This window comes from Gordonibacter pamelaeae 7-10-1-b (assembly GCF_000210055.1).
Taxonomy (GTDB): Bacteria; Actinomycetota; Coriobacteriia; order Coriobacteriales; family Eggerthellaceae; genus Gordonibacter; species Gordonibacter pamelaeae.
Genome location: NC_021021.1, coordinates 200,759 through 202,169 on the forward strand (window position 1 = coordinate 200,759; position 1,411 = coordinate 202,169).

Annotated in this window: 1 protein-coding gene; it reads left to right on the plus strand. The window is 68.2% G+C overall.

Annotation, left to right across the window (positions count from 1 at the left end; translation table 11 throughout):
- Positions 1-154: 154 nt before the first annotated feature.
- The coding region (locus GPA_RS00915) for an MFS transporter (RefSeq protein ID WP_041238712.1) at positions 155-1,411 on the plus strand (1,257 nt) is incomplete at its 3' end.

The following is a 1,411-nucleotide window of genomic DNA, read 5'->3' on the forward strand; positions in this document are numbered from 1 at the left end:
TGCCCCTCCTTCTCGCACTTTGCACCTCGTGCGCGCAGGGTTCTCGATTTGAGACTAAGTGCTGGTCAACGCGCCAAACGGCAGGAGGCGGTGCTATACTGGCGAACAGCCCGCGCACCTGCGCGGCCGCGAGAACCGTCCAAGGAGACCTTCCATGCAGCTTTCCGTTCCCCAGAAGCATTTGGGGCCGCGCTCGTTCTTCGTCTGCGCGCTCTCCATCAACCTGCTTCTCATCCTGTCCATCGACATGTACGTGCCGGCGCTGCCCAGCATGCAGCGCGCCTTCGACGTGTCGGCGGCCTACCTGAACCTGACGGTGTTCGTGTTCTTCGCGTTCTGCGCCGTGGGCGTGGTGCTCGCGGGGCCGGTGAGCGACCGCTTCGGGCGGCGGCCCGTGCTCGTGGCCGGCTGCGGCCTGTTCGCCGCATCGTCCATCCTGTGCGCCCTCGCGCCGAACGTGGAGTTCCTCGTGGCCTTCCGCATCGGGCAGGCGCTCGGCTACGGCGCGGTGTCCACCATCGAGACGGCCATGATCAAGGACGCCTACGCGGGGCCCGACCTGAAGCTCGCCATGACGTGCCTACAGTCGCTCATCATCATCGGGCCGGCGCTCGCGCCGTTCCTCGGCACGTTCGTGCTGAGCCTGGCCGGCTGGCGCGGCATCTTCGAGTTCCTGGCCGTGTGCGGCGTCATAGGGTTCCTGCTGTCGCTGCTCATCTCCGAGACGCACCTGCGCGGCGATGCGCCCACCCCCGGCGTGGCGGACTCGCTGCGCGACATGCTGCGCGGCGTGCGCGCGCTTGGCGGCGACCGCTCGTTCATGGCGCTCGCGCTGCTCATGGGCGTGGCCGGCATGCCGTACTTCGCGTTCATCGCCGTGGTGTCCTACGTGCTCATGGACTTCTTCGCCGTGTCCTACTTCACGTACAGCTGCATCTACGCCGCGGCGTGCGTGGTCACCATCGCGGCGCCCTACGTGTACGTATGGCTGTCCAAGTCCATGAAGGTTCGCGGCATCCTGAAGCTGTGCGTGGGGCTGACCGCGCTCTCGTTCGCGCTCATGGCGGCGTTCGGCACGGCGAGCCCGGTGCTGTTCCTCGTGGCCTTCGTGCCCTACGCGCTGGCCGAGGGCATCGTGCGGCCGATGGCCTTCGTCGTGCTGCTGGACCAGCCCGACGACCGCGTGGGCGCGGCGTCGTCGTTCTCGAACTTCTCGTACAGCATCCTCACGTCGGTGGCCACCGTGCTGGCCACGCTGCCGTGGACGAACTTCGTCGTGGGCATCGTGGTGCTCACGGGAGGGGCCGCCGTGATCATGGCGGTGCTGTACGCCTGGGGCTGCGCAAGAAGGCGCGAGCGTAGGGGGCGGCGCCGGGCTGCCTCGGGGCGGGCTGCGAAAGCCGGATGCGCG